At 68.9% G+C, this 22,554-nt stretch carries 22 protein-coding genes; 12 read left to right on the top strand and 10 right to left on the bottom strand.

All coding sequences use genetic code 11. The annotated features are described in order from the left end of the window. Window positions 1–26: 26 nt before the first annotated feature. Window positions 27–1,457 carry an RNA ligase RtcB gene (gene rtcB, locus TCCBUS3UF1_RS01385; protein WP_014514708.1) on the bottom strand — a complete coding sequence of 477 codons (1,431 nt, stop codon included), beginning with the start codon at window positions 1,455–1,457 and terminating at the stop codon, window positions 27–29. A gap of 133 nt (window positions 1,458–1,590) precedes the next feature. Between rtcB and TCCBUS3UF1_RS01380 the strand changes: the two genes are divergently transcribed. Both TCCBUS3UF1_RS01380 and ndk read left to right on the top strand, forming a co-directional pair. Continuing rightward, entirely contained in the window at window positions 1,591–2,523 is a 933-nt protein-coding gene (locus tag TCCBUS3UF1_RS01380) for a PP2C family serine/threonine-protein phosphatase (protein ID WP_014514707.1), read from the top strand. Between the two features lie 21 nt (window positions 2,524–2,544). Then, the gene (gene ndk / locus TCCBUS3UF1_RS01375; protein ID WP_014514706.1) at window positions 2,545–2,958 is read left to right on the top strand and encodes a nucleoside-diphosphate kinase; all 414 of its coding nucleotides are present in this window, start codon (window positions 2,545–2,547) and stop codon (window positions 2,956–2,958) included. A 20-nt stretch (window positions 2,959–2,978) separates the two neighbouring features. On the opposite strand, the gene TCCBUS3UF1_RS01370 is transcribed toward ndk, so the two are convergent. From TCCBUS3UF1_RS01370 to folP, 3 genes are all read right to left on the bottom strand, one after another. Next, window positions 2,979–3,521, bottom strand: a complete 543-nt coding sequence (locus TCCBUS3UF1_RS01370) for an NYN domain-containing protein (RefSeq protein WP_041433648.1) — start codon at window positions 3,519–3,521, stop codon at window positions 2,979–2,981. Window positions 3,522–3,697: 176 nt separating this feature from the next. Continuing rightward, window positions 3,698–4,054 carry a dihydroneopterin aldolase gene (gene folB, locus TCCBUS3UF1_RS01365; protein ID WP_014514703.1) on the bottom strand — a complete coding sequence of 119 codons (357 nt, stop codon included), beginning with the start codon at window positions 4,052–4,054 and terminating at the stop codon, window positions 3,698–3,700. A gap of 2 nt (window positions 4,055–4,056) precedes the next feature. After that, on the bottom strand, window positions 4,057–4,875 hold the full coding sequence (folP, locus tag TCCBUS3UF1_RS01360) for a dihydropteroate synthase (RefSeq protein ID WP_014514702.1): 819 nt from the start codon (window positions 4,873–4,875) through the stop codon (window positions 4,057–4,059). Between the two features lie 31 nt (window positions 4,876–4,906). On the opposite strand from folP, the gene TCCBUS3UF1_RS01355 reads away from it, so the two are divergent. From TCCBUS3UF1_RS01355 to TCCBUS3UF1_RS01340, 4 genes are all read left to right on the top strand, one after another. Next, window positions 4,907–5,740, top strand: coding sequence for a universal stress protein (locus TCCBUS3UF1_RS01355; RefSeq protein WP_014514701.1), 834 nt, complete (start codon window positions 4,907–4,909; stop codon window positions 5,738–5,740). 10 nt (window positions 5,741–5,750) lie between these two features. Then, the gene (locus TCCBUS3UF1_RS01350; protein WP_014514700.1) at window positions 5,751–6,959 is read left to right on the top strand and encodes an MFS transporter; all 1,209 of its coding nucleotides are present in this window, start codon (window positions 5,751–5,753) and stop codon (window positions 6,957–6,959) included. An 87-nt stretch (window positions 6,960–7,046) separates the two neighbouring features. Further along, complete coding sequence (locus TCCBUS3UF1_RS01345) at window positions 7,047–7,586, top strand: TRAP transporter small permease subunit (protein WP_014514699.1); 540 nt, start codon at window positions 7,047–7,049, stop codon at window positions 7,584–7,586. Continuing rightward, entirely contained in the window at window positions 7,583–9,076 is a 1,494-nt protein-coding gene (locus TCCBUS3UF1_RS01340) for a TRAP transporter large permease subunit (RefSeq protein ID WP_014514698.1), read from the top strand. The genes TCCBUS3UF1_RS01345 and TCCBUS3UF1_RS01340 overlap by 4 nt, the downstream gene beginning before the upstream one ends. Before the next feature lie 52 nt (window positions 9,077–9,128). Here the strand turns inward: TCCBUS3UF1_RS01340 and TCCBUS3UF1_RS01335 are convergent, their stop codons facing one another. The 3 genes from TCCBUS3UF1_RS01335 to TCCBUS3UF1_RS01325 all read right to left on the bottom strand — a co-directional run bounded on the left by TCCBUS3UF1_RS01335 (window position 9,129) and on the right by TCCBUS3UF1_RS01325 (window position 11,401). After that, window positions 9,129–10,208, bottom strand: a complete 1,080-nt coding sequence (locus TCCBUS3UF1_RS01335) for a TRAP transporter substrate-binding protein (protein WP_014514697.1) — start codon at window positions 10,206–10,208, stop codon at window positions 9,129–9,131. An 81-nt stretch (window positions 10,209–10,289) separates the two neighbouring features. Then, a complete protein-coding gene (locus TCCBUS3UF1_RS01330) occupies window positions 10,290–10,760 on the bottom strand; it encodes a DUF4384 domain-containing protein (RefSeq protein WP_014514696.1) in 471 nt (156 codons plus the stop codon). Between the two features lie 14 nt (window positions 10,761–10,774). After that, window positions 10,775–11,401 carry a ribonuclease HII gene (locus TCCBUS3UF1_RS01325; RefSeq protein WP_041433938.1) on the bottom strand — a complete coding sequence of 209 codons (627 nt, stop codon included), beginning with the start codon at window positions 11,399–11,401 and terminating at the stop codon, window positions 10,775–10,777. A gap of 30 nt (window positions 11,402–11,431) precedes the next feature. Here TCCBUS3UF1_RS01325 and TCCBUS3UF1_RS01320 point away from each other — a divergent pair, with 30 nt between their 5' ends. From TCCBUS3UF1_RS01320 to TCCBUS3UF1_RS01310, 3 genes are all read left to right on the top strand, one after another. After that, window positions 11,432–13,444, top strand: a complete 2,013-nt coding sequence (locus TCCBUS3UF1_RS01320) for a molybdopterin oxidoreductase family protein (protein ID WP_041433937.1) — start codon at window positions 11,432–11,434, stop codon at window positions 13,442–13,444. Between the two features lie 116 nt (window positions 13,445–13,560). Further along, window positions 13,561–14,790, top strand: a complete 1,230-nt coding sequence (gene thiI, locus TCCBUS3UF1_RS01315; protein ID WP_014514693.1) for a tRNA uracil 4-sulfurtransferase ThiI — start codon at window positions 13,561–13,563, stop codon at window positions 14,788–14,790. Continuing rightward, on the top strand, window positions 14,771–16,075 hold the full coding sequence (locus TCCBUS3UF1_RS01310) for an amidase (protein WP_014514692.1): 1,305 nt from the start codon (window positions 14,771–14,773) through the stop codon (window positions 16,073–16,075). Before thiI ends, TCCBUS3UF1_RS01310 begins: the two co-directional genes overlap by 20 nt. On the opposite strand, the gene TCCBUS3UF1_RS01305 is transcribed toward TCCBUS3UF1_RS01310, so the two are convergent. Then, window positions 16,067–17,251, bottom strand: a complete 1,185-nt coding sequence (locus TCCBUS3UF1_RS01305; RefSeq protein WP_014514691.1) for an SLC13 family permease — start codon at window positions 17,249–17,251, stop codon at window positions 16,067–16,069. The two genes, TCCBUS3UF1_RS01310 and TCCBUS3UF1_RS01305, sit on opposite strands and share 9 nt — an antisense overlap. Further along, on the bottom strand, window positions 17,232–17,813 hold the full coding sequence (locus tag TCCBUS3UF1_RS01300; RefSeq protein ID WP_014514690.1) for a GNAT family N-acetyltransferase: 582 nt from the start codon (window positions 17,811–17,813) through the stop codon (window positions 17,232–17,234). The genes TCCBUS3UF1_RS01305 and TCCBUS3UF1_RS01300 overlap by 20 nt, the downstream gene beginning before the upstream one ends. A 20-nt stretch (window positions 17,814–17,833) precedes the next feature. Here TCCBUS3UF1_RS01300 and TCCBUS3UF1_RS01295 point away from each other — a divergent pair, with 20 nt between their 5' ends. From TCCBUS3UF1_RS01295 to TCCBUS3UF1_RS01285, 3 genes are read left to right on the top strand one after another with little or no spacing between them, the layout of a single operon-like run. Beyond that, a complete protein-coding gene (locus tag TCCBUS3UF1_RS01295) occupies window positions 17,834–18,877 on the top strand; it encodes a M28 family metallopeptidase (RefSeq protein WP_014514689.1) in 1,044 nt (347 codons plus the stop codon). 14 nt (window positions 18,878–18,891) lie between these two features. Further along, window positions 18,892–19,386 (top strand): MogA/MoaB family molybdenum cofactor biosynthesis protein, encoded by a 495-nt coding sequence (locus TCCBUS3UF1_RS01290; RefSeq protein WP_014514688.1) that lies wholly within the window; start codon window positions 18,892–18,894, stop codon window positions 19,384–19,386. Next, window positions 19,379–20,512, top strand: coding sequence for an aminotransferase class I/II-fold pyridoxal phosphate-dependent enzyme (locus TCCBUS3UF1_RS01285; protein WP_014514687.1), 1,134 nt, complete (start codon window positions 19,379–19,381; stop codon window positions 20,510–20,512). Before TCCBUS3UF1_RS01290 ends, TCCBUS3UF1_RS01285 begins: the two co-directional genes overlap by 8 nt. 1,242 nt (window positions 20,513–21,754) lie before the next feature. Here the strand turns inward: TCCBUS3UF1_RS01285 and TCCBUS3UF1_RS01275 are convergent. Beyond that, entirely contained in the window at window positions 21,755–22,528 is a 774-nt protein-coding gene (locus TCCBUS3UF1_RS01275) for a LamG-like jellyroll fold domain-containing protein (RefSeq protein ID WP_014514685.1), read from the bottom strand. Between the last annotated feature and the right edge of the window lie 26 nt (window positions 22,529–22,554).

Genomic DNA, 22,554 nt, shown 5'->3' with positions numbered 1-22,554 from the left:
GAAAGCAGGCCCCGGTGAGAAGGGGCTTAGCCCTTGACCACGATGAGGGGGCGGAGGCGGGCCACCTTCTTGCCGATCCCTGCCCCCTGCACCGCCTCCACCACCGAGGAGACGTCCTTGTAGGCCTCGGGCATCTCCTCGTCCACCGTGGCCCGGGTGGCGGCCCGCACCAGGATCCCCCGCTCGGCCAGCTCCTTGACCAGGTTGCGCTCCCGGGCTACCCGCTTGGCCTGGTGGCGGCTCATCTTGCGCCCGGCCCCGTGGCAGCTGGAGCCAAAGGCGTGGGCCATGGCCCCCTCCGTCCCCGCCAGGACGTAGGAGTAGCGGCCCATGTCCCCGGGGACCAGGACCGGCTGGCCCACCCGCTGGTACTCCCGGGGGATCTCGGGGTAGCCAGGGCCGAAGGCCCGGGTAGCCCCCTTGCGGTGGACCAGGACCCGCCTTCCCCCATGCTCCTCAAACTTGGCGTTGTTGTGGGCCAGGTCGTAAAGGACCCTAAGCCCATGCTCCCTAGGAGTGAAGCCCACGGCCTCAAAGGCCTCGCGCACGAAGTGGGCGATGAGCTGGCGGTTGGCGAAGGCGAAGTTGGCGGCGGCGGCCATGGCCTGGAGGTAATCCTCCCCCTCGGGGCTCCGGATGGGGGCGGCGGCCAGCTGCTTGTCCACCAGTTCAATCCCGTACCGCGGGGCAACCTTCAAGAAGCGCTCCACGTAGTCCTGGCAGACCTGGTGGCCGAGGCCGCGGCTGCCCGTGTGGATGAGGACGGCGATCTGGTTTGGGAAAAGCCCGTAGGCCTCAGCCGCTTCCAGGTCGTAGACCTGGTCCACATACTGCACCTCCAGGAAGTGGTTGCCGCTTCCCAGGGTACCGATCTGAGGGGCCCCGCGCTCAAAGGCTCGCTCGGAAACCTTGTCCGGGTTGGCCCAGGGCAGGCGTCCTTCCGACTCTATGAAGCGCAGGTCCTCAGGGTGGCCAAACCCCTTGCGCACCAGCCACCCTGCCCCCTCCTTGAGGATCTCCTTGAGCTCCTTTTTGCTGAAGCGCACGTCCTTGCGTTCGCTCCCCACCCCCGAGGGCACCAGGCGGAAGAGGGCGTCGGCCAGCTCCCTTTGCCGGGGCAAAAGGTCCTCCAGGGTGAGGGCCGAGACCAGGAGCCGGACCCCGCAGTTGATGTCAAACCCCACCCCCCCAGGGCTCACCACCCCCCCGGCCTCCGGGTCAAAGGCCGCCACCCCGCCGATGGGAAAACCGTAGCCCCAATGGATGTCGGGCATGGCCAAGGCTGGCTCCACGATGCCGGGCAGGGTGGCCACGTTGGCCAGCTGGGCTAAGGAAGCGTAGTTCTCGGCCTCGAGGTCCCTTAGGATCTCCTCGGAGGCGAAGAAGACGGCATCCACCCGCATCTTCCCCTGCCTGGGGATGCGGTAGGTGTAGGGGGCGATCTTTTCCCAACGCATGGCGCCCTCCCAAAACAAAACCGCCGGGCTCTAGAGGCCCGGGCCTATCATCAAGTTACCCCGGTATGCGCTATGCGTCAAGGGTATGCAACCAAGCCCCCCTTCCCCCCGCAGGCTGGGGTAAAATCCCCCCGTGCCCGGCCTGGCCTTCGCCCTGGAAACCCACCCCGGCCTGAAGCGGCCCAAGAACGAGGACGCCCTGGGGTACACCCTCACCCCCTGGGGTGGGGTCTTCGTGGTGGCGGACGGCATGGGGGGGCACCGCACCGGGGAGGTGGCGGCCCGGCTGGCCGTGGAGACCATCCTGGCCCACCTCAAGGAGGGGGAGCCCAGCCCCAAGGCCCTCCTCCAGGCCTTTGAGGAGGCCAACGCCCGCATCCATGGGGAAGCCCAACGCCCGGAGAACCGGGGCATGGGCACCACCGCCACCTGCCTCCTCCTGGACCTGCCCTACGCCCTGCTGGCCCACGTGGGGGACTCCAGGGCCTACCTCCTGCGCCAGGGGGAGCTTACCCTCCTCACCGAGGACCACTCCTGGGTGGCCGAGCGGGTGCGCCAGGGCCTCCTCACCCCGGAGGAGGCCCGGACCCACCGCTGGCGCAACGTGATCACCAACGCCCTGGGCTCCTTCCCCCAGGCCCGGGTGGACCTCCTGGGGCTCAAGCTGGAACCGGGGGATGTGTTCCTGCTTTGCACCGATGGGCTTTCTGGCGTCTTGGACGAGCGCACCTTGGGGGAGGTGCTAAGGCACTTCCCTCCCCAGGAAGCGGCGAGCCGCCTGGTGGCCCTGGCCAACGAGTGGGGGGGGCCCGACAACATCAGCGCCATCGTGGTGCGCGTGCCCGAGGAGCTGCCCAGGAACCCCCGGCCCTACGCCCTGCCCCTGGAGGCCGCCCAGGGGAAGCCGGTGGGCCTCAAGCTGGGGGAGGAGCCGGACGAACTCCCCACCCAGGTCCTGGAACCGGAGAGGAAAGGGGCCCGCCTGGGCTGGCGGGACGTGCTCCTCATCGGCCTGTGGATCCTGGTGGTGGGCTACATCCTTCTGGGCTACTTCCGGAAGCCCTAGACCTGCTAGACTCCTAGGGGTATGGAGCGCACCTTCGTGATGGTGAAACCCGATGGCTTCCGGCGCGGCCTGGTGGGGGAGATCCTGGCCCGTTTTGAGCGCAAAGGCTTCCGCCTCGTGGGGCTCAAGGCCCTGCGCATCCCCCAGGAGCTGGCGGAAAAGCACTACGCCGAGCACCGGGAGAAGCCCTTCTTCCCCAGCCTGGTGGCCTTCATCACCTCGGGTCCGGTGGTGGCCATGGTCCTGGAGGGGCCGGGCGTGGTGGCCGAGGTGCGGAAGATGATGGGGGCCACCCACCCCAAGGACGCCCTGCCCGGCACCATCCGCGGCGACTTCGCCACCACCATTGACGAGAACGTGATCCACGGCTCGGCCAGCCTCGAGGACGCGGAGCGGGAGATCGCCCTCTTCTTCCGGCCGGAAGAGCTGCTCTAAGCCCCAGACCCGGGTAGGGGTCACTCGCCTTCCGAGGCCTGGGGAAGGCTGGGGGCCCGGAGGCGCTCCCAGGGGAAGTCGTCCAGGGGGTAGAAGCGGTCCGCCTGCTGGGCCAGGCGGTGGGAGGAGAGGGCGTGGAAGGTGGTGTTCTCCACCTGCTTGCCCATGTCCTGCACCACCCGCACCACCTCGGCGAAATCCCCGTCCCCGGACACCAGGACCGCCACGTCATAGGCGTCGGCATAGGCCAGGCGCAGGATGTCGATGGCGATCTGGATGTCCACCCCCTTTTCCACAAAGCCGTCGGCCCGCCGCTCCAGGCGGCCCAGGCGCACGGCCACGTAGGGCACCCGCTTGAGGTAGTTGAGGAAGCTCTGGTGGGCCTTGGCCGCGGGGTCCTCCGGGGGGAGGGGGGCGTTGTAGTAGTAGGCCCGGAGAAGCCGCCGCCCAGCGGTGAGCAAGGTGATAAACTCCACAAAGTTCAGCCGATAATCCGAACCCAGGTGCTGCACCAACCCCTTGTAAAGGTTGGAGCCGTCGATAAATATGGCCACCCTTTCCATAACCGGCCCGCCCCTTTCCGGGCACCCTCAGTCTAGCCCAAAGGAGGTGAGAAACTTCATAGCCCACCGCTCCATGAGCGGTGGGGAGGGCATACAGGCTTCGGCTTAGCCCTTTCGGGCGCCGCTATCCTAACACAAGGCTCCCATGAGCGCAAGATGAGGGAAGAAAATCCGCTCTAGGAGCGTTTTTTCTCGGTTTCCGCGTACACGTCGCGGAAGACCCCAGGGATGGGGGCGTGGGGCTTGTGCACCCGCACCCGCACCCCCTCGAGGCGGGGAAAGGCCTGGATGAGGGCCTCCGCCAGGTGGTCGGCCAGGGCCTCAATGAGGTAGAAGCGGCGGTGGCGCACCGCCTCCTCCACCAGGGCGTAGACCGCGGCGTAGTCCACGGTCTCCTCCAGCCGGTCCCCCTTGCCCTCAAAGGGGACGGAAAGCCACAGGTCCACCACAAACCGCGCCCCAAGCCGCCCCTCCTCGGGCATGACCCCGTGGCGGCCATAGAACTCCAAGCCCAGAAGGGCGATCACCCCCATGCCTACCCCCAGAGGGCGTTCCACACCGCAAGGGCCTCCCGGTGGGCCCCCACGTCGTGCACCCGGAGGATCCTGGCCCCTTTGAGGACCGCGTAGAGGTGGGCGGCCACGGAGCCCAGGACCCGCTCCCCTGGCGCCTCCACCCCCGTGAGCTCCCCGATGGTGCGCTTGCGGGAAAGCCCCACCAGGACCGGGTGGCCTAGCTCCACGATGGCCTCCAGGCGGCGCAGGAGGGCCAGGTTGTGCTCCAGGAGCTTGCCGAAGCCAAACCCCGGGTCCAGGACCACCTGGGGCACCCCGGCCCGGAGGGCCCTTTCCGCCTGGGCCTTTAGGAAGGCCCGGACCTCAGCCACCACGTCGCCGTAGCGGGCATGGGCCATCATGGCCTTGGGATCGGGCACGGGCATGTGCATGACCACCGCGGCCACGCCGAAGCGGGCCGCCAGGGCCAGCATGCGCTCATCCCGTAAGCCCGTCACGTCGTTCAGGAGGTGGGCCCCCATCCTGAGGGCCTCCTCGGCCACCTCGGGCTTACGGGTGTCCACGCTCACGGGCACCCCCAAGGAGAGCACCGCCTCCAGTACGGGCAGAAGCCGGCGCTTTTCCTCCTCCACCGGCACCGGCTCCGCCCCGGGGCGGGTGGACTCGGCCCCCAGGTCCAGGAGGTCGGCCCCTTCGGCCACCATGGCCCGGGCCCGCGCCAGGGCCCTTTCCGGGTCCAGGTACAACCCCCCGTCGGAGAAGGAGTCGGGGGTGAGGTTGAGGATGCCCATGAGCCGGGGGCGGGAAAGGTCCAGGGCGCGGTCGCGTAGCCAGAGCACAGGAGGATTATAGTGGGGCCAGGAGGGGAAAATGCGCCTGTTGGCCGCGGTAGACCTGGGAGACACCCTGGAAGGGGTGGTGGCCAGCGCCCGTTTCCTGCAAGGGGGCCTGGGCATCCCCGCCGAGGTGGTGCACGTGGTTCCCACCCCCTACCTGGAGGCCCTGGCCCGCCGTTTCCCCGAGCTTGGGCCCAGCCTCGAGGCCGCCTTGGGCCAAGTGGAGGCCAAGGTGGAAGCCGTCCTAAGGGGCACCGGCCTGAAAGCCAGGGTCCTCCGGGGCTTCCCCGCCCAGGTGGTGGCCGGGGAGGCCTTGCGGAGCAAGGCCGTCCTCCTGGGGCATAAGGGGGAAGGAAGCCTGGAGGTCCTGGCCCGCGGGGGGCTGGCCCGCTACCTGCTGCACCGGGGGGAGGTGCCCGTCCTCCTGCTTCCCCGGGCCCTGAAAGGGGTGCGGCGCATCGCCGTGGGCCTGGACGAAAGCCCCGCCAGCCTGGCTGCCTTCCGGGTGGCGGAGGCCTGGGGCAGGGCCCTGGGGGCCGAGGTCCTGGGCCTGCACCTGGTGAGCGGGGAGGGCGGGTGCTGCTTCCCCACCTACCTGGACCCCCGGGGGCTGGCCCTGGCCGAGGTGCTGGAGCGGGCCCGGGCCCACCTCGAGGCCCTCCTCCGGGCCACGGGGGTGGTGGAGGTAAGCAAGGGGGAGGACGAGCTGGACCTCCTTCGCTTGGCGGAAGCCCGCGGGGCGGACCTCCTGGTGCTGGGGTCCAAGGCCAAAAGCACCTGGCGGCACCGCCTGGGGCGGATGGTGGAAACCCTGGTGGCCAGAACCCCCTTGCCCCTCCTGGTGGTCCCCGAGGCCGCAGTCTGGTAAGGTGAAGCCCATGCGCCACGGACCGGGCTGGTTCCTTTCCCTTTCCGCCTACTGGTTCGCCACCAGCCTCAAGTGGTTCCTGGTCCTCCTGGTCCTCCTGCCCGCCAAGGTGGCCGAGGTTTCCCCCCCGGAGGAAAAGGCCACCCGGCTGGGCTTCCTCTTCGGCCTGGGGGCGGTGATGGCCATCCTCGGCCCCCCCATCATGGGCTACCTCTCGGACCGCCTGGGGCGGAGAAGGCCCTTCCTCCTCCTGGGAAGCCTCCTCACCGCCTTGGCCCTCCTCCTTTTGGCCCACGCCCCCAGCTACGGGGTCCTCCTCCTGGCCTACCTCCTCCTGCAGCTGGCGGACGACCTGGCCACCGGCCCCTACTCCGCCCTCATCCCCGACCTGGTGCCCAAGGGGGAGCGGGGCACGGCCTCGGGGTACATGGGGGTCTTGCAGGTATCGGGCCAGGTCCTGGGGGGGGTGGTGGGGTTCCTGCTGCCCCTCCACCCCCAGGCCTACCTGGCCGCCCTGGTGAACCTCCTGGGGGCCTTCTGGAGCCTGAAGCTGGTACCCGAGCGGCTTCCTACGCGTTCGGAGCGCCCTTTCCTAAAGGCCATGGCCGCCCCCTGGCGCGACCGGGACTTCCTCCTCGTCTACCTCACCCGCTTCCTGGTGATGCTGGGCTTCTACCTGGCCCAGACCTACCTGCAGTACTACCTGGGGGACGTGGTCCAGACCTTCCAGGCCTGGGGCCGTTCCCTGACGGAAGAGCCCTTCCAGGCCGTGGCCCTTCTCGGCCTCCTCATCTCCTTGGGGGCTGGGCTTTCCAGCGTCCCCGCGGGGCGGGCCTCGGACCGGATGGGGCGCAAGCCCCTCATCTACCTCTCGGGGGCGGGGCTTGGCCTCCTCATGCCCTTCCTCCTCCTCTTCCCCCGGTACGACCTCCTCCTTTTCCTTTCCCTCTTCTTCGGCCTCTTCTACGGCGTTTACCTGGCGGTGGACTGGGCCTTGGTTTCCGACATCCTTAAGGAGCCCGAGGCCCACGCCACCCAGATGGGCCTCTGGCAGACCTCCATCGTGGTGCCCCAGGTGCTGGCCGGGGCCTTTGGCCGGCCCCTAGACCTCCTGAACGCCCAAGCCCCCGGCCTGGGCTACCTGGTCCTCTTCGGGCTCGCGGGGGGCTTTTTCCTCCTCGGGGCCTTTCTGGTGGCCCCCATCCGCCGGGCCCGCTAGGCCTCCTGTAAAAATGCCCTTCCCCACGCGTTGACACCCACACCCTTCCCGGGTAGGATGGGGCCGGCTTTCTTGGAGGGTAAGAATATGCGCTTTCTCCTGGGTCTATCCCGCGCCATAGACACCCTGACCGAGGGGGTAGGGCGGGCGGTGGTCTGGCTGGTGCTCCTGGTGGCCCTGCTCTCCGCGGGCAACGCCATCATGCGCTACGGCTTCAGCTATAGCTCCAACGCCTACCTCGAGGCCCAGTGGTACATGTTCAGCCTCATCTTCCTCCTGGGCGGGGCCTACGCCCTCAAGCACAACGCCCACGTGCGCATCGACCTGGTCTTTGGCCGCTTGTCCCGGCGCACCCAGGCCTGGATCGATCTGGTGGGCACGGTGCTCTTCCTCCTGCCCATGGCCCTGGGCGTCATCTACCTGGCCTGGCCCTGGGCCATGAACTCCTTTTGGGGCAAGGAGATGTCCCCGGACGTGGGCGGGCTTCCCCGGTGGCCCATCAAGCTGGCTCTGCCCTTGGGCTTTGCCCTCCTGGCCCTCCAGGGCCTTTCCGAACTCATCAAGCGCATCGCTTTCCTGACGGGCCACCTCCAGCTTAAGGAGGAGCGGGAGGAGGTGGTGGAATGAGCCTGGAAAGCCTCATGCCCCCCCTGATGTTCCTGGCCCTCATCGTCTTCCTCCTCTCCGGCTACCCCGTGGCCTTCTCCTTGGGGGCGGTGGGCATCGTCTTCGGTTTCCTGGGCATCGCCCTGGACATCTTCCCCGCACCCCTCCTCCGGGCCATGCCCGACCGGATTTTCGGCATCATGTCCAACCAGCTCCTCCTGGCCATCCCCTTCTTCACCTTCATGGGCATCATCCTGGAGAAAAGCGGCCTGGCCGAGGACCTCCTGGACACCATGGGCAAGCTCTTTGGGCCCCTAAGGGGAGGCCTAGCCCTTAGCGTGGTCTTCGTGGGGGCCATCCTGGCCGCCACCACCGGGGTGGTGGCCGCGAGCGTGATGGCCATGGGGCTCATCTCCCTGCCCATCATGCTGAAGTACGGCTATAACCCCCGCTTCGCCAGCGGGGTGATCCTGGGCTCGGCCACCCTGGCCCAGATCATCCCCCCCAGCGTGGTCCTCATCGTCCTCTCGGACCAGCTGGGGGTGAGCGTGGGGGACATGTACCAGGCCGCCCTGATCCCCGCGGGCCTCACCGTGGCCTTCTACTTCCTTTACGTGGTCTACGTGGCCCTCTTCCGGCCCCGGTGGGCTCCGGCCTTGCCCCTCGAGGCCCGGCCCGATGCCGGCAAGGAAACCGGGGCGGCCTTCGCCCTCCTCTCCTACCTCCTGGTGGGGGTAGGGGCCTATGCGGTGGGCCGTTTCCTCCCGGCCTGGGCGGAGTGGCTGGAGATCCTTCTGGCCCTGGGCCTTTGGACCCTCATCCTCCTTCCCTGGATCCGCAAGAACCCCCTTCTTAGGAAGGCCCTCCTCTCCATGGTCCCCCCTCTGGTCCTCATCTTCCTGGTCCTGGGCACAGTGCTCATCGGCCTGGCCACCCCCACGGAGGCCGGGGCCATGGGGGTGGTGGGGGCCCTTATCCTGGCCGCCCTGAACCGCCGGCTTTCCTTCCCCGTCCTCTACGGGGCCATGGAGGGGACGGCCAGGCTCACCGCCTTCGTCATCTTCATCCTCATCGGCTCCACCCTGTTCAGCCTGGTCTTCCGCGGGGTGGATGGGGACCTGTGGGTGGAGGGCTTCCTCACCGGCCTGCCTGGCGGGGAGGTGGGCTTCATCCTCTTCGTCATGGTGCTGGTCTTCCTCCTGGGCTTCTTCATCGACTTTTTTGAGATCGCCTTCATCGCCCTGCCCCTCCTCGCCATCGGGGCCGATGCCTTGGGGATCGATAAGCTCTGGTTCGGGCTCCTCGTGGGGGTAAACCTTCAGACTTCTTTCCTCACCCCGCCCTTTGGCTTCGCCCTCTTCTACCTCAGGAACGTGGCCCCAGCCAGTGTGCGCACGGGGGACATTTACCTGGGCGGCGTGCCCTTCATCGGCCTGCAGCTTCTGGTCCTCCTCCTCACCTACCTCCTGCGGGAGCCCATCCTGCGCTTCGTCCACGGGGCAGGGGGCTAGCCCCAAGGAAAACCCCCCGGGGGCTTCCCCGGGGGGATGTCCTTGGGAAGCCTTAGGAGGCGGGGAAGGCGAAGCCCTCGTACCCCAGCTCCGCCACCCCGAACCAGCGGTACTGCTCCTCGCGGAAGGCCTTCCAGGCGGTGTAGACCTTGCGGTAGGTGGCGTCCTTGGCCGCCTCCTCCTCGTACCAGTCCAAAGCGGCCTTCTGCGCGGCCTTCATCACCTCGGCGGGCCACTTGCGCAGGCGCACCCCGGCCTTGATGAGGCGCTGCAGGGCGGGGGCGTTCAGGCGGTCGTACTTGGCCATCATCCAGAGGTTGGCCTCGGCTGCCGCCACCTCAATGGCCTGCTGGTAGTCCTTGGGGAGCTTCTGCCACTCGCGCAGGTTCACGTAGAAGGAGAGCATGGGCCCGGGCTCGTGCCAGCCGGGGTAGTAGTAGTACTTGGCCACCTTGTAGAAGCCGAGCTTCTCGTCGTCGTAGGGCCCCACCCACTCGGCGGCGTCCACCACGCCGCGCTCCAGGGCCGGGTAGATGTCGCCCCCTGCGATGACCTGGGGCACCACCCCCAGCCGGCTCATCACCTGGCCGCCGGGACCGGGGATGCGCATCTTCAGGCCCTTGAGGTCGGCCACGGTCTTGATCTCCTTGCGGAACCAGCCCCCCATCTGCACCCCGGTGTTGCCCCCGGGGAACTGGATGATGCCGAAGTCGGCGAAGATGGGGCGGAAGAGCTCAATCCCGCCCCCGTGGTACATCCAGGCGTTCTGCTGTCGGGCGGTGAGGCCGAAGGGCACCGCGGTGTCAAAGGCCAGGACCTGGGCCTTGCCCACATAGTAGTAGCTGGCGGTGTGGCCCATCTCCACCGTGCCCTGCTGCACCGCGTCCATCACCTGCAGGCCGGGCACCAGCTCCCCCGCCTGGTAGGGGCGGATCTGGAAGCGCCCCCCAGTGAGCTCAGAAACCCGCTCCGCCAACACCTCCGCCGCCCCGTAGATGGTGTCCAGGCTCTTGGGGAAGCTGGAGGCCAGGCGCCAGCGCACCGTGGGCTGGGCCTGGGCGAAAACCGGGCCAAAGGCCGCGCTGGCCGCCACGCCGATACCTGCCTTCTTCAAGAAGTCACGCCGCTTCATTTTGACCTCCGTTAGGTCCGGGGGGATTATACCCCACCGGGGGGGCCAAGGCGCAAGCCCCTCCTGCAAGTTCATGCGCCCCTAGCGCAGGTAGAAGTGGGTTTCCACCACCTGGTGGCGGCGGGTCCTCGAGGCCTCCAGGTAAACCCTAAGCCGGGCCTCCCAGTCGGTGAACATCCCCTCCAGGCGCACGGAACCTGGCTCGTGGTCGGTGTACACCGCCCGCACCCGGTAAAGGCCCCTGGGGGGGGTGAGGGTGTAGCGGTAGGCCCCGGGGGGCAAAAGGTGGGTGCCGCGGCCCAGGTAGAGGCGGTCAAACTCGTAGGTGCGCCCGTCCGGGTCCACGGCCACCAGGCTGACCCAGCCCGGGCTTTCCAGGGTGAGGAGGAAGCGCACCTCCTCCCCCACAAAGTAGGTGGCCCCCGCCCCCCGGTCCGGCTCAAAGCGCAGGATGGCCGGGGTGAGGTCCAGCCGGTAGGTGAGGGTGATCCCCTCCAGGGTTACCGTGCAGGCGGAAAGAAGCCCCGCCACCAGAACCAGGAAAAACCGCATGGCCACCTCCAGCCTCAGCTTAGCCCTTCCCCTTCCCCCTCCGCTTCAGAAAACCTTAAGGGAGCCTGGGCCACGGGGGCAAAGCACCGGCGGTGGACGGGGGAAGGCCCCAGGCGGAACAGGGCCTCCCGGTGTTCCTCGGTGCCGTAGCCCTTGTGCTGGGCAAAGCCGTAGCCGGGGTAGAGGCGGTCCAGCTCCTCCATAAGGGCATCCCGGTGGACCTTGGCCAGGATGCTGGCCGCGGCCACGCTGGGGCTTTCCTCGTCGGCCTTGGGGGGGGCCAGGAGGGGAAGGGGGGTGGAAAGGGCCAGGTAGTCCGTCACCAGGGCCTCCGGGGGTGGGCGCAAAAGGGCCAGGGCCCGCTCCGCCGCCAGGAGGGTGGCCTTCAGCACCCCCAGCCGGTCCACTTCCGCCACCTCGGCCACCCCCAGGGCGAAGCCCAAGGCCACCCGCCGCACCTCCGCCGCCAGCCGGCGCCGGACCTGAGGGGAGAGGCGCTTGGAGTCTCGGAAAGGGTAGACCCCGGGGGGCAGGACTACCGCCCCCACCACGATGGGGCCCGCCCAGGCCCCGCGGCCCGCCTCGTCCACCCCCGCCACGCGCAGGCCCTGGCGCCAGAAGGGGGCCTCGAGGGCCTCCATCTCCCGCTCCACCCCCTTATGCTAAAGGCCATGAAGGCCCGCGCCACCTGCCCCCTGGACTGCCCCGACGCCTGCAGCCTCCTCCTCACCCTGGAAGGGGGGCGCCTGGTCCGGGTGGAAGGGGACCCCCGCCACCCCATCACCCAGGGTTTCGCCTGCGGCAAAACCTACCGCTACCCGGAGCGGGTAAGGGAGAGGCTCCTCTACCCCTTGCGCCGGGTGGGGCGGAAGGGGGAGGGCCGGTTCGAGCGGGTTTCCTGGGAGGAGGCCCTGGAGGGGATCGCCGCCCGGCTCCGGGCCATCCTGGACCGGTACGGGGGGGAGGCGGTCCTGCCCTACCACTACGCCGGCACCATGGGCCTGGTGGAGAACCAGCATCCCCTGGCCTTCTTCCGGGCCATCGGGGCCAGCGAGCTCCTGGAAACCATCTGCGCCAGCACGGGAAGCGCCGCCTGGGAGATGACCTATGGCCCCAGGATGGCCCCCGACCCGGAGGAAATCCCGGAAAACGCCCGCTACCTCCTCCTTTGGGGGGTAAACAGCCTTGCCACCCACAGCCACCTCACCCCCTTCCTCAAGGAGGCCAAAAGGCGGGGGGCCAAGGTGGTGCACATTGACCCCTACGCCAACCTCACCAGCCGCTTCGCCCACGAGCACCTCAAGCTCCGCCCGGGCACGGACGCCGCCTTGGCCTACGCCCTGGCCCACGTCCTCTTCCGGGAGGGGCTGGTGGACTGGGCCTACCTGGAGGAGGCGGCGACGGGGGTGGAAGCCTTCCAGGAAGCCGCCGAGGCCTGGACCCCCGAGCGGGCCGAGGCCCTCACCGGGGTGCCCGCCCCGGCCATCCGCCGCCTGGCCCGGGAGCTGGGGGAGGCCAGGCGGGTCTTCCTGCGGGTGGGCTACGGCATGACCCGCCACCCCGGCGGGGGGAACAGCCTGCGGGCGGTCCTCCTCCTCCCCGCCCTCCTGGGGGCCTGGCGCTACCCCGGGTGCGGGGCCATGCTCTCCACCAGCGGGGCCTTCCCCCTCAACAAGCGCTTCCTGGGCGGGCGCCACCTCCTGGAAGGCCGGCACCCCCACCGGGGCTACTTCCGCCCCAACCCCGGGGTGCGGGCCATCAACATGAACCAGCTGGGCACCGCCCTCACGGGGCTCAAGCCCCCCATCCGGGCCCTTTTCGTCTTCAACACCAACCCCTTGGTGGTGGCCCCCAACACGGGCAAGGTGCGGGCGGGCCTGGAACGGGAGGACCTCTTCACCGTGGTCCTGGAACAGGTGATGACGGAAACCGCCCGCTACGCCGACTACCTCCTCCCCGCCACCCTTTTCTACGAGCACCCGGACCTGTACACCAGCTACGGCCATTACTACCTTTCCTGGAACGAGCCCCTGGCCGAACCCCAAGGGGAGGCCCGGCCCAACACCTGGGTTTTCCGGGAACTGGCCCAAAGGCTCGGCCTGGAGGAGCCCACCCTTTACTGGAGCGCCGAGGAGGTGGCCCGAAGCCTCCTGGACACGGACCACCCCTACCTGGAAGGCATCACCCTGGAAAGGCTCAAGGCCGAGGGCTTCCTCAAGCTCCGCCTGCCCAAGCCCTTCCTCCCCTTCGCCCGGGGGCCGGTGCGCTTCAGTCCCCCTCCCCAGGTCCTGCCCACCGAGCCCCTGCCCGATTACCCCCTGGTCCTCCTCACCCCCCCGGCCCCCCGCTTCCTCAACTCCACCTACGGGGACGTGGCGGCCCTGGCGGAGGCCGAGGGGGGGGAGCCCCTCCTCCTCATCCACCCCCAGGATGCGGAAGCCCGGGGGGTGACGGACGGGGGCCTGGTCTACCTCCGCTCCCCTTGGGGGCAGGTGGTGCGCCGGGCGCGGGTGACGGAGGCCCCCATCCCGGGGACGGTGGTCCTCGAGGGCATCTGGTGGGAAAAATGGGCCCCGGACGGCAAGGGCATCAACCACCTCACCTCGGAAGGGCTCACCGACCTGGGGGGCGGGAGCACCTTCCACGCCACCCCGGTGGAGGTGGAACCCCTACGCCTGGCCTGATTTGCGCCTAGGCTACAATCCTGCTACCTTGAGGGGGTGCGGGCGGGCCTGGCCCGCGCACCCTTTCCCCACGCCTGCGGCCCTGGGGCGGGTGCGCCCAGGGACCCGGAAAGGCCATGGAAACCCTGGTCTTGGTCAACCTCTTCCACGAGCTGGCCCTCAAAGGGGGAAACCGCCCCCTTTTCCTGAAAAGGGCCAAGGCCCACGTGCAGCGGGCCCTGAAGGGCACGGAGGCCCGCCTCGAGGCCCTGTGGCCCCTGGCCCTCCTCTTCCGCCTGCCCCAGGAGGCCTGGCCCGAGGCCCGCGCACGCCTGGGGGAGACCCTGGGGGTGGAGAGCTTTGCCCGCGTCCTCCGCACCGCCCCAGACCTGGAGGCCCTAAAGGCCGCCCTGGCGGGGATCCTGGAGGATGGGGGCTTCGCCAGCTTTCGCATCCGCGCGCAACGCTCGGACAAGGGCTTCCCCCTCACCTCCCCGGAGGTGGAGCGCCTCCTCGGGGCCTTCGTGAGGGAGCGGACCGGGGCCCAGGTGCGGCTCAAGGGGGCCGAGCGGGAGTTCCGGGTACGCCTCCTCCCGGGGGCGGCCCTCCTGGAGGCCGAGCGCCACCTTGGGCCCGGGGGGCTTCCCCCGGGGGTTTCGGGAAAGGTGGTGGCCCTCCTCTCCGGGGGCATAGACTCCCCCGTGGCCGCCTACCGCCTCATGCGCCGGGGGGCGGAGGTGGCCCTGGTGCACTTCCACCCCTTCCCCCTCCTCCCGGGCGGGAGCCGGGAGAAGGCCAAGGCCCTGGCCGAGCGCTTGGTGCGCTTCCAGCACCGCCTAAGGCTCCACCTGGTCCCCTTCAGCGAGGTACAGCGGCAGATCCTCCTCGAGGCCCCCAAGGCCTACCGGGTGGTCCTCTACCGCCGCTTCATGCTGCGCATCGCCGAGGCCATCGCCCGGGAGGAAGGGGCTTTGGCCCTGGCCACCGGGGACAGCCTAGGCCAGGTGGCCTCACAGACCCTGGAAAATCTCCATGTAATGAATGGGGCCGCCACCCTCCCCGTCTTCCGCCCCCTGATCGGCATGGACAAGCAGGAGATCAAGGCCGAGGCCCTGCGCCTGGGCACCTACGCCATCTCCATCCTCCCCGATGAGGAGTGCTGCACCCTCTTCGCCCCCAAACACCCCGTGACCCGGGCCGACCTGGAGGTGGTCTTGGAGGTGGAGCGCCGCCTGCCCCTAAAGGACCTGGTGGCCCTGGCCCTCCGGGAACGGGAGGTGGTGGCCTATGCCTGGCCAGGACGGAAGCCCCTGGGGGAGAAGGCGGGGCAGGCTTTTATAATGGAGCATGGACCTGCTGGAGGCTAAAGCCCTTCTGGAAAGGGGCGGCACGACCCCCTTGGCCCTCTTGGAAGAAGCCCTGGAGCGGGCCCGGGCCTTCGCCGACCGCAACGCCCTGGCCTACCTGGACGAGGAGGGCGCCCGAAAGGAGGCCGCCCGGCTCGCGGAGGAGCAGCGCCGGGGGCAGGTGCGGGGGCCCCTCCACGGCCTCCCCCTCACGGTCAAAGACCTTTTCCCCGTGAAGGGCATGCCCACCCGGGCCGGGACCCAGGCCCCCCTTCCTCCCCTCCCCGAGGAAGCCCAGGCCGTGCGCCGCCTCAAGGAGGCGGGGGCCCTCATTTTCGCCAAGACCCACATGCACGAGATCGCCCTGGGCATCACCGGGGAAAACCCCTGGACCGGCCCCGTGAGGAACGCCATTGACCCCACCCGCCAGGCGGGGGGAAGCAGCGGGGGCAGCGCCGTGGCCGTGGCCTTGGGGATCGGCCTGGCCTCCTTGGGCACGGACACCGGGGGGTCCATCCGCATCCCCGCCGCCTTCAACGGGGTGGTGGGCTTCAAGCCCTCCTTTGGCCGCATCAGCCTGGAAGGAGCCCTGCCCCTTTCCCGCTCCACCGACCACGCCGGCCCCCTGGCCCGCACGGTGCGGGACGCCCACTTCCTCACGGAGATCCTGGCGGGGGAGAGCATCCCCTTGGAGGGTCCCCAGAACCCCACTTTTGGCGTGCCCCTAGACTTCCTGGAAGGCCGCTTGGGCCAGGGGGTGCGCAAGGCCTTCCAGCGGCTTTTGGAAGACCTGCCCCTCCTCCGGGCCGAGGTGCGGGAGGTCTCCCTCCCCCTCCCTGGGGCCTACGAGGTCTACACCCGCCTGGTGCGCTACGAGGCCGCCCGCATCCACGAAAAGGCCCTCAAGGAGCACCCCGAGGGCTTCTCGCCCAGCGTGCGCGAGGCCCTTCTTGCGGGCCTTGCCCTCACGGAAAAGGACTACCGGGACGCGGTGGCCGAGCGGGAGGCCCTGCGCCTCTCCCTCACCAAGGCCCTGCGGGGCGTGGATGCTCTCCTCCTCCCCGTCCAGCCCCTCCCCGCCCCCCCCTTGGGCACGGAGGAGGTGGAGCTGGAATCGGGGCGGAAGGGGCACCGGGAGGCCTTCCTCACCCTCACCCTCCCCTTCAGCCTCCTGGGGGTGCCGGCCCTCTCCCTGCCCTTCGCCCGGGTGGACGGGATGCCCGTGGGCCTGCAGGTGGTGGGCCCCTACGCCGAGGACGGCAAGGTCTTGGCCATCGGGGGCTGGCTGGAGGCCCGGCTAAAGTAGCCCGTAAAGCAGGGCCAGGGTGAGGAGGGTAAGGGGCAGGCCGAAGCGGAGGTGCTCCCCCAGGCCCACCCCTAACCCCTCCTTCCTTGCCCCCTCGGCCACGATGAGGTTGGCCACGCTGGCGAGAAGGGTGAGGTTGCCCGCCAGGGTGCTCCCCCCGGCCAGGAGGAGCCAATCCCGGGGGTCGTTCACCAAAGGGGCCAGGAGGAGGACCGCGGGCACGTTGGAGATGAGGAGGGAAAGGAGGGTGGCGGCCAAAAGCAGCCCCAAGGGGCTCTCCCCCAGGGGGAGGAGGGCCTCGGCCAGGCCCAGCCGCCGCACCCCCTCGGTGACCACGAAAAGCCCCCCGAACAGCACAAGAAGCTCCCAGTCCACCCGCAGGAAGTAGCGCTCCGAGCGAAGCCTGCGGGTGAAGAGGAGGAGGCCCGCCCCCACCAGGGCCCCCTGGGCCAAGGGGTAGCCTAGGAGGAAGGCCAGGAGGAGGCCTACGGCCACCCCCAGCCCCTTGCGGAGCAGGGGGCGGTGGAGGCGGTAGCGCAAGGGGGGCAAGGGCGGAAGGGGCTTGCGGGAACGCACCTCCGGGTAAAGGAAGGCCAAGAGGACCACCTGGAGAAGGAGGCCCAGGAGGGCGGGAAGCCAGAGGGCGCGCACGAAGTCCAGGTAGGCCAGGCCGGAAAGGCTGGCCACCAGGATGTTTTGCGGGTTGCCCGTGGGGGTGAGGAGGCTTCCCGTGTTCACCGCCCCCATGAGGGCCAGGAGGTAGGGCACGGGGTTCAGGCCCAGCCCCCGGGTCAGGGCCAGGACCAAGGGGGTGAGGAGGAGGGCCATGGTGTCGTTCAGGAAGAGGGCGGAAAGCCCCCCGGCCCCGAGGGTGAGGAGGACGAGGAGGGCCAAGGGCGTCCGGGCCAGGCCAAGGAGCCGCTCCGCCGCCAGGCCGAAGAAGCCGGCGTAGGCCAGGTGGGCGTTCAAGACCATGACCCCGAAGAGGAAGACCAGGGTCTTGGCGTCCAGGGCCTGCCAGGCGGCCTCGAGGTCCAAGGTGCCCAAGAGGAGGAGGAAGCTCGCCCCCACCAGGGCCACCCCCGCCCGGTTCATGCGGTAGCCGGGAAGCCCCCCCAGGGCCAGGCCCAGGTAGGTGAGGGAGAGGACCAGCAGGCTAAGGGCTTCCTGGGCCATACAGCCTGGCCTCCAGCCCCGCCCGCACCCCCGGCCACTCCTCGCGGAGGATGCTGTAGACCACGTCGTCGCGGAAGGTGCCATCGGGAAGCCTGCGGTTTTTCCGCAGCACCCCTTCCCGCACCGCCCCTAGGGACTCCAAGGCCCTCTGGCTCCGCTCGTTTTTTAGGTTTACCTTGAACTGGACCCGCTCCGCCCCCAGGACCTCAAAGGCGTGGCGGAGGAGGAGGTACTTGGCCTCCTTGTTGGCCGGGCTACCCCAGAAGGGCTTGAAGATCATGGTGCCCATCTCCAGCTTGCGATGTTCTGGATCGGGGGCAATGACGGAGATCCGTCCCGCCAGCTCCTCGCCCAGGTAAACCGCCCAGTTCACCCGCCCGGGCTCGGCGAGAAGGCCTTCCAGGTGGGCCTTTAGGGCCTCTTCGGTGGGCTCTAGGGGCATGCGGCTAAGAAAGCGGTACACCTCGGGGTCAAACTGGGCCAGGAAGCCCGAAAGATGGGCTAGGCTCAAGGGTTCCAGGCGCACGTACCGCCCCACCAGGCGCTGGGGGAAGGACCACATGGGCCCATTATGCTTGGGGCATGGCCACCCTGGAAGCGGTGCTGGACCTCCTCAAGCCCCCCCACCGGGGAAGCGCCACCCCCCAGGAGGAAGAGGCCTTCCGCCGCCTCCGGGCCTTCCTCGAGGCCCAGGGGCTAAGGGTGCAGGAGATCCCCTTCCGGGGGGTGCCAAGCTACGGCTGGGAGCTCCTTGGGATAAGCCTCCTCCTGGCCCTAAGCCCCCTCTCCCCCCTCCCGCCCCTCCTGGGCGCCTTGGGCTTTTTCCTCTACTTTCAGGGCCGGCGGCCCTGGGGCTTCCTCCTGGACCGCCATCCTTCCCGCAACCTCCTTTGCTGGAAAGGGGAGGGGGAAAAGGCGGTCCTCCTCTTGGCCCACGTGGACACCGCCAAGACCTTCTTCCTCTACCACCCTGGGCGCGTTAGGGCCTTCCGGAGCAACTTTCTCCTCAACGCCCTCCTGGCCTTCCTGGCCCCCCTCCTGGCCCTCACCCCCTGGAAGTGGGCCGTGGGGGCCTACTTCCTCCTCCAGGCGGGGCTCCTCCTCCACCGGGAACTTTTCGCCCCCTACGTGGAGGGGGGAAACGACAACGCCAGCGGGGTGGCCGTGGCCACCGCCCTCTTCTTGGAAACGGAACCCAGGCCAGGCTTCCGCCTGGGCCTGGCCCTCACGGGATGCGAGGAGGTGGGGGCCCTGGGGGCCAAGGCCCTCCTTCCCCATCTCCCCCCGGACACCCTGGTCCTCAACCTGGACAACGTGGGCCGGGGGGAGCTCTTTTACGTGGAGGGGGAGGGGATGCTCCGCTACTTCCCCTACCATGGGGCCCTCCTGGAGGCCGCCCGGAAGACCCCAGGGGCCAAGCCCCTCCGTTACCGCCTGGCCTACCTGGACACCCTGCCCCTGGCGCAACGGGGCTTCCCCTCTCTGGGGCTCATCCGCCTGGAAGGCGGGGTACCCCCTGACTGGCACTGGCCCACGGACACCTTCGCCCGGCTAGACCGCAAGGCCCTGGAGGAAACCTTCACCTACGCCCAAAGGATACTGGGGCGGGTACTCCAGGAAGCGTAGTAAGCTTAGGCCAGATGTTCCGCGTGGGCATCCTCACGGTTTCCGACAAGGGCTTTCGCGGGGAGCGGGAGGATACCACCCACCTGGCCCTGCGGGAGACCCTGAAAGGAGGGCCCTTTGCCGTGGCCGCCTACGAGATCGTCCCCGATGAGCCCCCCATGATCAAAAAGGTCCTCCGGCTCTGGGCGGACCGGGAAGGCCTGGACCTCATCCTCACCAACGGGGGCACGGGGCTTTCCCCCCGGGACCGCACCCCCGAGGCCACCCGGGAGGTGCTGGAAAGGGAGGTGCCGGGCCTTCCCGAGCTCATGCGCCTCAAGGGCTTGGAAAGGACCCCCATGGCTGCCCTCTCCCGAGGGGTGGCAGGGGTCAGGGGCAGGACCCTGATCCTCAACCTCCCGGGAAGCCCCAGGGGGGCGCGGGAGTCCCTGGAGGCCGTCCTCCCCATCCTGCCCCACGCCCTGAGCCTGGTCACGGGCAAGGTCTGGCGGGAGGGGCACCATGAGTAGGGTCCCCGAGCCCTCGGTCTTCCTGGTGGTGGACGAGGCCAAGCGGAAGGCCCGGGAGAGAGGCGTGCGGCTCCTGGACCTCTCCATCGGCTCCACCGACCTCCCACCCCCGCCAGGGCCCCTCCAGGCCCTCAGGGAGGCCCTGGACGACCCCAGCACCTACGGCTACTGCCTGAAAAGCTGCACCCTGCCCTTCCTGGAAGCGGCCACCCGCTGGTACCGGGAGCGGTACGGGCTCTTCCTGGACCCCAGGCGGGAAGCCCTAGCCCTCATCGGCAGCCAGGAGGGCCTGGCCCACCTCCTCCTGGCCCTCACCGAGCCCAAGGACCTCCTCCTCCTCCCCGAGGTGGCCTACCCCAGCTACTTCGGGGCGGCCCGGCTGGCTTCCTTGGAAACCCATCCCATCCCCTTGCGGGAGGATGGCCTGGCGGACCTGAGCCGGGTGCCGGAGGAAGTCTGGCGCAAGGCCAGGGTGCTCCTCCTCAACTACCCCAACAACCCCACAGGAGCGGTGGCCGACTGGGCCTACTTCGAGGAGGCCCTGGGCCTGGCCAAGCGGTACGGCCTTTGGCTGGTGCACGATAACCCCTACGTGGATCAGGTTTACGAAGGCGAGGCCCCCTCCCCCTTGGCCCTCCCTGGGGGAAGGGAGCGGGTGGTGGAGCTTTTCTCCCTCTCCAAGAGCTACAACCTGGCGGGCTTCCGCCTGGGCTTCGCCCTGGGAAACGAGGAGGCCCTTTCCCGCCTGGAGCGGGTGAAGGGGGTGGTGGACTTCAACGCGTATGCGGGCATCCTCCGCCTGGGGGTGGCCGCCTTGGCCACCCCAAAGGAGACCACCCGGGGCTTTGCGCGGGTCTACCGGGAGCGGGCCCTAGGGATGGCCAAGGCCCTGGAAGGGAGCCTGGACCTCCTCCCGCCCCGGGCCACCATGTACCTGTGGGGCAGGCTCCCCGGGGGCCTGGACGACCTGGGCTTCGTCCTGGACCTGGTGGCGCGGGGGGTGGCCCTGGCCCCGGGCCAGGGGTTTGGCCCCGGGGGGCGGGGATGGGTGCGCATCGCCCTGGTGCGGCCCCTGGAGGAGCTTTTGCGGGCGGCAGGGATCATCCGGGAAGTCCTCACCAGGTAAAGCTGGCTTGAAGAAGGGCGGCCTCGAGGTGGACAGGCCAAGCCCAATCCAAGAAAAGGGTATGGGCGGGAAGGGTTTCCTCCGGAATAGGCCTTGCCGCCAGGAGAACCCCGAGGGGCTGATCCCCAGCGAAGGCTGTGGCCCTGAGCTGCACCGACTGCCCCGGTGTAGGCACCACTCCAGAGAACCCGGGAGCGTTTTCCACGTCCAAGTAATAACTGGTGGCGTTGCCCAAGGCCCCTGGGCTCAGATAGTGCCGCCAGTACCGCACCCCAGGCTCTCCCAGGAAAAGGGCATAGCCTAAGGGACCCAGAGTAGGGCTGAATCCGCTAAAGGCTAGGTTGGCCAAGGTGGGAAGGGCTGTGGGGGTGTGGGTTTGCGTACCGGAAAAGCTCAAAGGGGGTACGCTCAGGGAAACGGTAGCCCCTGCGGCTACGGTAGGGCTAGCCTGGTCCAGCCGCCGGATGGCGCAGCTAGAGCCGTGACAGGTCCAAAACTCAAAAAGGTCTCCCCCCAAAAGGGCGGGGCGGGCCACCGCCTGGGAGCCACCGCTCCAGGAGGCAAGGGGCATAGGCACGAAAGAGTTGAGGAGCAAGCGGGCAGAGGAAAAAAAGCCTAGGGGGGTGGTGGCCGTAAGGCTAGGCGCGGAAGCCAACGGGATAGGACCCACCGAGGTGGTGCCGGGGCCCACGCTAAGGGGACTCGTGCGGCCAAAGTAGGAGGTTCCCCCAGCGTCCACCCCGAAGACCGCCACCTCCCGACCAGACCCCTGGGGTAAGGCAAGGCCGGAAAATCCCCCACCGGTAAAGGAAGCCTGGTCCCTGGCCGAGGCCGCGGTGCCGCTTTGCAAGGGAAGGCTCACGCTTCCGGTCACCGTCACGGTGGGGCTGGCATACACGCTGGGACAGCGCACCATGAGCTTATTGCCCAGCTCTGCCCGGTTCAAGTCCAAGCTCAGGTAAAACTGAGTTAAGCCCGCGTTGGGGCAGCGGAAAGCCACCTGAAAGCGAGCCCCTGGGGGGATGGGCAGGCTCCAGCTGGACTGGGCCACGGGCAAGGCGTTCCAGGGCATCCCCGAGGTGGAAGGGGGCGGGCCCAGCCGCCAGGCGGCGGCCAAGGGCTGGAGAGGCTCCCCTAGGCCGTCCACTAGGACCACGTTCAAGGCCTGGGGACCACCAGGCCCGCAGGCAGGGAGGAGGAACGCCAAGGGGAGGAGAGGCCAGAGGCGCTTCATAACCCCCCTCACTGCCCGCTAAACATGGGGTTTACCCTGCCCACCTTGACCTCGTCCAGGGCGATCTCGCAGTGCACCTTGCCCGAAGGGGGGGTGTGTAGGGCCCCTAGCCAAAGGTCCAAGGAGTTGGTTGTACTACCGGAAGGCGCGGCAAAGGTCCCCGCAGGGGCCCCGTTCACGGTGAAGCTGCCGCTGTTTCCGTCCACCTTCACCGCCACCTGGGTCCAGGTTCCCCCGACAGGGGGGGTGAAGTTGGCCGGAAAGCTGGTGGAGGAAAAGAAGGCGCTGCCCCCAAGGCGGAAGCCCACCCGTACCTGCCCTGGCCCAGTGCCCTCCAGGTACAGGGCGTAGCCGCTATTGGTGCTTGCATCCCACTTATCCAGGATGGGGTAGTAGGCTCCAAGGCCGCACTGGACGGGGGCTACCCAGGCCTCGAGGTACAGGCTCCCGTAGCCCAGGTTTAGGTCGGGGGTGTGGGGTACCCGCACGTAGCTGGCCCCGTTGCCGGGAAAGTAAAGGGCACCCCCCACCTGGCCGCTAACGGCCAGAGGCCCCCCGGAACCCGGGAAGCCTTGCACGGATCCTGGCATGGGCACGCCGGTATTCAGGATGGGGTTCAGCACCTGATCGGCCACGCTGGTGGCCCCCGCGGTTTCGTTCAAGGGCCAGTGGGCCACCAGGCAGATGGGGGTGGTGCACTGGGCGGAGGGGGTACACCCTGCAAGGAGGCTCCCTAGGCCGCCTGCCAACGCCAAGGCCAAGACCATGTTTCTACGCCGCATACATCCCTCCCTAACGAGGAAGCCGG

Origin of the sequence: Thermus sp. CCB_US3_UF1 (assembly GCF_000236585.1) — a bacterium.
Classification (GTDB): Bacteria; Deinococcota; Deinococci; order Deinococcales; family Thermaceae; genus Thermus.
Note: the sequence above shows the minus strand (reverse complement) of the source record. Positions and strands in the feature narration are given on the sequence as shown.